The organism is Kitasatospora sp. NPDC059817, assembly GCF_042731835.1.
In the GTDB taxonomy this organism is placed as follows: Bacteria; Actinomycetota; Actinomycetes; order Streptomycetales; family Streptomycetaceae; genus Kitasatospora.
Genome location: NZ_JBHWIR010000227.1, coordinates 1 through 7,194, shown reverse-complemented (window position 1 = coordinate 7,194; position 7,194 = coordinate 1). Strand labels below are relative to the sequence as shown.

The window sequence follows — 7,194 nt, the reverse complement described above, 5'->3', positions numbered from 1 at the left end:
GTACCGGCTACTTCAGCTTCCCCAGCGCCGTCCCCACCCGCTGGACGGCGGCGACGACGTCCTCGGGCTGGCGGGCGGTGAAGCAGAGGCGGAAGAAGCCGGGTGCCGGGTTGTGCATGGTGCCGCCGGGCAGCAGGGTGACCTCGGTGGGCTCGGCCATGAGGTACCTGAACAGCAGCTCCTCCTTCGGGTCGAGTCCGCTCGGCCGGGCGAGCGGCAGCCCGGCCACCTCCTCGTGACCGTGGACGGGGTGCTTGCCGAGGTACTTGGTGAGGTCGAGCCAGAAGAACTGGGCGGCGTTGTCGCCGGGCCGGTGCACGTAGTCGATCCTGGCGGCGTCCAGGGCGGCCTTGACCTTGTCGAAACTCGTCTTGAGCAGCGTGCGGTACTCCCGCATCGCGTAGGTGGTGTAGAGCTCGCCGCCCGGGCCGTTGGCGGAGGCGCTCAGCAGGTCCTGGATGACGTAGGTCTTCAGCGAGTCGAAGGGGCTGAACCAGGGCAGCGGGTGGGTGGGCTCGGCCGGGTCGTTGTTGCCGAGCATGGTGTTGCGCACGGCGGGGTTCCGGGAGATCACGAAGCCGGTACGGAAGCCGGACAGGCCGAAGTCCTTGGCGAAGCCCCAGACCACGTGGATCCGGTCGGGCTGCTCCCGGTACGCCTTCAGGGCCAGCGCGCTGGTGAACTTCGTTGTGCTGCTGTCGAGTTGGGAGTGACAGTAGATCTCGTCCGAGATGATGTGCAGGTCGGTGTCCGTGAGCGCCCACCCGTAGATCTCGTCCAGCAGGGCCCGCGAGTAGTTCACGCCCAGCGGGTTGTGCGGGTTGGTGAGGACGAGCAGGCGCGGCGTGCGGCCGGCCGCCTTCCGGTCCTCGTAGGCCTTCTTGAGCAGGGGCAGGGTGAGCCGGTACCGGTCCTCCCCCGTGGTCGGCAGGTTCACCGGGACGCACCTGAGCCTGGGCCGCTCCTGGAAGGACCAGTTGAAGCCCTGCCAGTACGGCGCGGGGATCAGCACCTCGTCGCCGTCCTTGAGCGGCGGGCCGACCGGGTCGGCGCCCTTGAGCGCGAAGGCGATGCACTCCAGCGCGGAGGAGACCCCGGCCACGCCGAACACGTCGCCCTCGTCGACCTCGGCGCCGAGCGCCAGGGTGAGCAGCTTGGCGACCGGCCGGCGCACCTCCAAGGTCCCGGCCGAGTCGATGTACTGGATGTACCGCTCGGGGATCAGCTGGATGTTGTCGAAGACCTTCTTCTTCATCGAGTGGTGGTAGAGCAGGACGTTCTCGGCGACGGACAGGTTGACCGCCTTGGGGGACGCCACGTGCTGGTGGAAGTAGGCGAGGGCCTGCTCCAGGTCGGTCATCCGGGCGAGCTGTTCGGCGGCCGCCTCGGGAGAGGCGAGGGTGCGGGTGTCGTCGGTCATGGCAGTCCTTGTCCGGGCTTCGCGGGGTGGGCTGGGCGGCGTGCCGGAACATGGTCGTTCGCACACGCATCGGCCCCAGCGGACCACGTCCCGGGCACGGCCGCCAGCGCTCGGCGCCCGTCCGGACGGGGGCGGGGTCAGGCGGTCAGCGGCTTGACCCAGCGGCTCCACTGCGGTTCGGGGCGGTAGCCGGCGGCCTCCCAGGTGCGGTGGCCGAGGGCGTTGTCGTCCAGCACCATGGCGTCCGCGCGGCGGCCGCCGAGCGCGGCGAAGCGCTCCTCGGCGGCGGCGAGCAGGGCGGCGCCGATGCCCCGGCGGCGGTGGTCGGGGTCGACGGCGAGCCGGTAGAGGTGGCAGCGCCAGCCGTCCCAGCCGGCGATCACGGTGCCGAGGACGGCGGCCGGGTCGCCCGCCGGGGTCGCGACGATCAGGCACTCCGGGTCCTGGGCGAGCAGCGCGGCCACGCCCGGGGCGTCGTCCGTGATGCTGGCGCCCTTCGCCGCCCTGGCCCAGAGGGCGAGCAGCGCGGGAATCTCGTCGGGGGCGGCGGTGCGCAGGACGATCCCGTCGGGGGCGGGAGTGCGCGGAGCGATCTCGTCGGTCATGGCGGCCTGTTTAGCAGGCGGTTCCGCCCGGCGGCCGGGAATTCCGCAGCCTGGACGGACGGGCCGTCAGCCCAGCCGCCACACCGTGGTGGTCTTGACGGCGGTGTCCTCCAGGTCGGCGACGACCGGCACCTGGTAGGCGGCGAGCGCGGTGAACCGCTCCCGGGGCAGGTAGGCCCGGCCGGGGTCGCCGACGATGACGGTGGCGCCGCGCGCGGCGGCCCGTTCCAGGAAGGGCAGGAAACGGGCGGCCATGGCCCGTTCGTAGAAGACGTCACCGGCGAGCACCACGTCGGCCGGGGCGCCGTCGCCGTCCACCAGGTCCACCAGGGCGGCCTCCACGCGCACGCCGTTGGCCTCGGCGTTGAGGCCGATGGCGGCCACCGCGTAGGCGTCGATCTCGGCGGCGCGCACGGACGCGGCGCCGCTCAGCGCGGCCGCGACGCCGACCACCCCGCCCCCGGCGGCCACGTCGAGCACCGCCCGCCCGGCCACCAGCTCGGGGTGGTCCAGCACGTGGCGGGCGACGGCCACCCCGCCCGCCCAGGCGAACGCCCAGAACGGCGGCGGCAGTCCGACCTCCCCCCGCGCCCGCTCGGTGGTCTCCCACAGGGTGATCGCGTCCTCGGCCATGTGCAGGCCGACCTCGGGGACGAACGGGACGGGCTTCAGCTCGGTCTCGCGCCGGATGAAGGCGAGGTCGGCCTCCGACGGGCGGCTCCCCGGTTGATCGGCCTCCGGCTGGTCGGTCTCCGCTTGATCGGTCTCCGACGGGTGGGTCTCCGGCTGGTCGGTCTCCGGCTTGAGAGTGCGCAACTCACTCGGCATCTCCGCAGCATAGGGCCCGCGCGGGGGTGCTCACGCCCGCCCGGCCGCCGCCCGGACGCGCCGGGCGAGCGAACCGGCACCCGCCGCGGCTACTGGAGGCCGGCCGCGGAGCAGGCGGCGACGTAGTCCGGCGTGCAGATCTGAGCGACGGTGAAGAGACCGTCGGCGACCACGGTGGCCTTGACGTTGTCCTTGGTGAGCGCGACCGGGGCGATCAGGCCGGTCGGCACCTTGTCGCTGCTGCCGCTGGTCACCGTGGTCGGCACGAGGGCGCCGCCGATTTCCTGGCCGTAGGCCAGGTCGACGGCCAGCTGCGCGGCCACGTCGGCCTCCGACTTGAGGGGCTTGTAGACCGACATGGCCTGGGCGCCCGCCAGGATCCTCTGCACGCCGTCGAGTTGGAAGTCCTGGCCGGTCAGCGGGACACTCAGGCCGGACGCCTCGGAATCGGACGCGTTGGAGCCGACCGCGCTGGGTACGGCAGCGTTGGGGTCGGCCGCGCTGGGATCGGCCGCGTTGGGGTCGGTGGGCGAGCCGTTGGTCGTGATCGCCTCGCCGACGTCCGCCGTGCCGCCTACCACCGCCGCCGCGGCCTGGCCCCGCAGTTCGCCGACCTTGCGGTTGTCGAAGGACACGTAGGCGTCGACCGGGCCCTGGGCGAGGCGGTCGTAGGCGACCACCCTGACGCCCGCGTCGTGCGCCTTCTGGATCGACGCCTGGATCGACTCGGCGTCCACCGCGTCCAGGATCAGCACCTTGGCGCCCTTCTTCACGGCGGCGTCGATCTGGGTCTGCTGGACGGCGGCGTCCTGGCCGGCGTTGTAGTAGTCGATCTGCGCGTCCGGCGCCAGCTCCTTGATCTTCTTCTCGATCAGCGGCCGGTCGAACTGCTCGTAGCGAGTCGTCCTGGCCTCCGGCAGCAGCAGGGCTATCCGCCCGGCTCCCCCCCCGGCCGCGGGCGGGGGGGGGGGCCGGCCGCCCGCGGGGCCGCCCCGCGGCGTCTGCGCCGCGCGGTCGGCGGGCCGCCCCCCCCGCGGGCCGGGGCGGGGGGGGGCGCCCGCTCCGCCGCCGGAGCCGCCGCTGGACGACTGCGACGCGCTGTCGCAGGACGCCGCGCCCAGGCCGAGGGAAATCGCTGCGGTCACCGCGAGGACGCGGCGCAGCCCGATGCTCATGAGGATGCCTTTCCGATTGGTTGGGTCCACCCCTCTTTCGTTCGAGTCTGGGAACCTTCGGCCGCGACCACGATCCCGGTGCGCCGAATGGGTCTCAAGCCACCGTCGGCGGGTGTCCGTCAAAAGGCGTCCGCGAGGCGGAGGCTGGCGGGACGGCAGGCCCCGGGGCGGGGGCCAGCGGGACGGCAGGCCCCGGGGCGGGGGCCAGCGGGACGGCGGCCAACGGGAGGGCCGCCGTGAGCCGGGCCCCGGACGGCGTCGGGGTGACGGCCAGGGTGCCGCCGTGGTGGCGGGCGATGTCGCGTGCGATCGGCAGGCCCAGGCCGCTGCCGCCCTCGTCGCGGCTGCGGGCGTCGTCGAGGCGGGTGAAGCGTTCGAAGACGCGCTCACGGTCGGCGGGCGGGATGCCCGGGCCGTCGTCCTCGACGTCCAGGACGGCCACGCCCCGGGCGCGGTCGGCGGCGAGCCGGACGTGGACGGCGCCCGCCGCGTGCCGGTCGGCGTTGTCGAGCAGGTTGGTGAGCAGCCGGCCGAGCCAGAGAGGAATGCCTTCGACGGCCACCGCGGGGGCCAGGTCGGTGGTGCGCCGGTGCGGGCCGGCCGGGCGGCCGAGCACGGTGGCGGCGACCAGCGCGGTGAGGTCGATCCGCTGCCGGGGCCGGTCCTCGGCGCCGCCCGCGTCGAGCCGGGCGAGCAGCAGCAGGTCGGTGGCGAGGCTCTGCAGCCGGTCGGTGTCCTGGAGCGCGCCGTGCACCAGTTCGGCCCGGACGGCCGGGTCGGGGTGGGTGTCGGCGACCTCCAACTGGGTGCGCAGCACCGCGAGCGGGCTGCGCAGTTCGTGCGAGGCGTCGGCGATGAACTGCCGCTGGCGCCGTCCGGAGGCCTCCAGCCGGTCGAGCATCGCGTTCATGGTGGCGGCCAGGCGGGCGATCTCGTCGGCGGTTCCGGGCTCGGGGACACGCCGGTGCAGGTCCCGCCCGGTGATCGCGTCGACCTCGGCGCGGATGGCCTCCACCGGCCGCAGCGCGTGCCCGGTCACCCGCCAGGTGACGACCACGCCGATGAGCAGCAGCAGCGGGCAGGCGACGGCGAGCGCGGCCTGGGTGGTGTCGAGTGCCTCGTCGGCGGCGCGCAACGAGGCGCCCGCGTAGACGGTGACCGGCCCGCCCGGGGTGTCGGCGGTGACGGCGGTGAGCCGCTGGCGGTGGTGGTCGTACAGCGGGTCGACGTCGTCGGTGGTGCGCGAGCCGGTGCGGTGGGCGGCGGTGAGGGCGGTCCGGCCGGCCAGGTTGGGGCTGGCGGCGAGGACGGTGCCATGGGCGTCGACGGCCTGGAGGAAGTCGGTGCCGTGGCCGGCGTGCAGGACGGGCGTCAGCCGCCCCTGGACGGCGAGTTGGGCGACGGACTCGGCCTGCTGCCGGGTGGCGGAGGCGGCGGAGGCGACCAGGTCGGCGTGCAGGGCGGTCAGCAGTCCGGCGCCGGCCAGGGCCAGGGCCGCGGCGAGCACCGTACCGGCGGCGGCGGTGGCCCGGGCGCGCACGGACCGGGGGACGAAGCGGCGCAGCGGGCGTGGGAGCCCGGGGCGGCGCGGCGGGGTGAGGAGGCGGCGCGGGCACAGGCGCGGGCGCATCTCAGCCGCCGTCGGGGGCGAGCCGGTAGCCGGCGCCGCGCATGGTCTGGAGGGCGGCGCGGCCGAACGGGGCGTCGATCTTGCGCCGCAGGGCGTGGATGTGGACCTCGACGATGCTCGGGTCGGCGTCGTGGTCGGCGTCCCAGACGTGGTCGAGGATCTCCCGCTTGGAGACCACCGTCCCGGCGCGCGCGGCCAGGTACTCCAGGATCGCGAACTCACGGGCGGTCAGCTGGGTGGGGTGGCCGGCCCGGACGCAGGTGCGGGCGTTGGCATCGAGGACCAGGTCACCGAGGGTGTGCAGGCGCGGGCGCCGCTGGTCGACCCGGCGGTGCAGGGCGCGCAGCCGGGCGAGCAGCACGACGAAGGAGAACGGCTTGGACAGGTAGTCGTCGGCGCCGGTGTCCAGGGCCTCCGCCTCGTCCCATTCGCCGTCCTTGGCGGTGAGCATCAGGATCCCGGCCCGGCAGCCGCTCGCGCGCAGCCGGGCGCAGACCCGGTAGCCGTTGAGGCCGGGCAGCATGATGTCGAGGACGATCACGTCGTAGGGGTGGCGGTCGGCGAGGGCGAGGCCTTCGGGCCCGTTGTGGGCGGTGTCGACGGTGTGACCGTCGGCCTCCAGGCCGCGGCGCAGCGCGGTGGCCATCCGGCGTTCGTCCTCGACGACGAGTATGTGCATCCGTTCAGGGTGCCAGGTGGTTCCGCGCGGTCCGTCCGCGGCTTAAGCGGGGGTTCAGGAACGGTCCGCCATGATCGCCGGGCGCGCCCGGGGGGATCCGGGCGCGCTGAGCAGCCGAGGCAAGGAGAACGCCCGATGAGCGACGCCACGTCGTCCACCACCCCGCTCCCGGAGGACCCGGAAGGCCCGGCGGACCCGGCGGACCCGGAGCAGGCTTCGCAGGCGCAGCCGACCCAGCAGGCGCAGCCGCAGTCGAAGCGGCCCCGGGCGGCGCGGCTGCGCGGTTGGGCGGGCGGACGGGAGCGCCGGATCGCCGCCGGGGTGGCCGCCGTCGCGCTGATCGGCGCGGGCGGGCTGGTGGCGCTGGCGGTCGCGCACGAGGAGCACGGGCGTGGGGACCACCGCGGGCTGAGCCGGGCCGAGGGCGGCTCGTCCGACGAGCACGGTGGCCGCAACGGCGGCCGCAACGCGCACGACGGGACCGCCGGGAGCGCCGGGAGCGACCGGGGCGAGGGGCACGCCAAGCGCGGCCGGACCGCCCCCGCCCCGCTCCCCTCCCTCGCCGCCTCGACCGCGCTGGAGAAGGCGCAGGGCGCCGTCCCCGGCGGGCGGGCCGAGTCGCTGCGGCGCGTCGCCCAGCAGGGCGGCTCCGCCGCCTGGGCCGTGGTGGTCGTGGGCCCGGACGGCGTGCGTCACCTGGTGACCGTGGACGGCACCAGCGGTGAGCTGACCGGGAACACGGTCGTCGACGGGTCCGGGCGCTGACTTGTCCCGGCACGCGACGACGATCCGGCACACGACGACTGCCCGGTCCGCTACGCTTACAAGGGTAGCGGCCCGCCCGGACGCCCTGGCCG

General features: G+C 74.9%; 7 protein-coding genes. 1 reads left to right on the top strand and 6 read right to left on the bottom strand.

Annotated elements, in window-relative coordinates; translation table 11 throughout:
• Positions 1–7 precede the first annotated feature (7 nt).
• The 6 genes from ACFV61_RS31380 to ACFV61_RS31355 form a co-directional block, all read right to left on the bottom strand.
• A complete protein-coding gene (locus tag ACFV61_RS31380) occupies positions 8–1,420 on the bottom strand; it encodes a pyridoxal phosphate-dependent aminotransferase (RefSeq protein WP_380495286.1) in 1,413 nt (470 codons plus the stop codon).
• A gap of 137 nt (positions 1,421–1,557) precedes the next feature.
• A complete protein-coding gene (locus ACFV61_RS31375) occupies positions 1,558–2,025 on the bottom strand; it encodes a GNAT family N-acetyltransferase (RefSeq protein ID WP_380495284.1) in 468 nt (155 codons plus the stop codon).
• 66 nt (positions 2,026–2,091) lie between these two features.
• Positions 2,092–2,853: a class I SAM-dependent methyltransferase gene (locus tag ACFV61_RS31370; protein WP_380495281.1), complete on the bottom strand. Its 762-nt coding sequence runs from the start codon at positions 2,851–2,853 to the stop codon at positions 2,092–2,094.
• An 89-nt stretch (positions 2,854–2,942) separates the two neighbouring features.
• Positions 2,943–4,028: a substrate-binding domain-containing protein gene (locus ACFV61_RS31365; RefSeq protein WP_380495279.1), complete on the bottom strand. Its 1,086-nt coding sequence runs from the start codon at positions 4,026–4,028 to the stop codon at positions 2,943–2,945.
• 94 nt (positions 4,029–4,122) lie between these two features.
• Positions 4,123–5,658 carry an ATP-binding protein gene (locus tag ACFV61_RS31360; protein WP_380495277.1) on the bottom strand — a complete coding sequence of 512 codons (1,536 nt, stop codon included), beginning with the start codon at positions 5,656–5,658 and terminating at the stop codon, positions 4,123–4,125.
• Between the two features lies 1 nt (position 5,659).
• Positions 5,660–6,337, bottom strand: a complete 678-nt coding sequence (locus tag ACFV61_RS31355; RefSeq protein WP_063346253.1) for a response regulator transcription factor — start codon at positions 6,335–6,337, stop codon at positions 5,660–5,662.
• Positions 6,338–6,472: 135 nt separating this feature from the next.
• On the opposite strand from ACFV61_RS31355, the gene ACFV61_RS31350 reads away from it, so the two are divergent.
• Complete coding sequence (locus tag ACFV61_RS31350) at positions 6,473–7,102, top strand: hypothetical protein (RefSeq protein WP_380495275.1); 630 nt, start codon at positions 6,473–6,475, stop codon at positions 7,100–7,102.
• Positions 7,103–7,194: the final 92 nt, after the last annotated feature.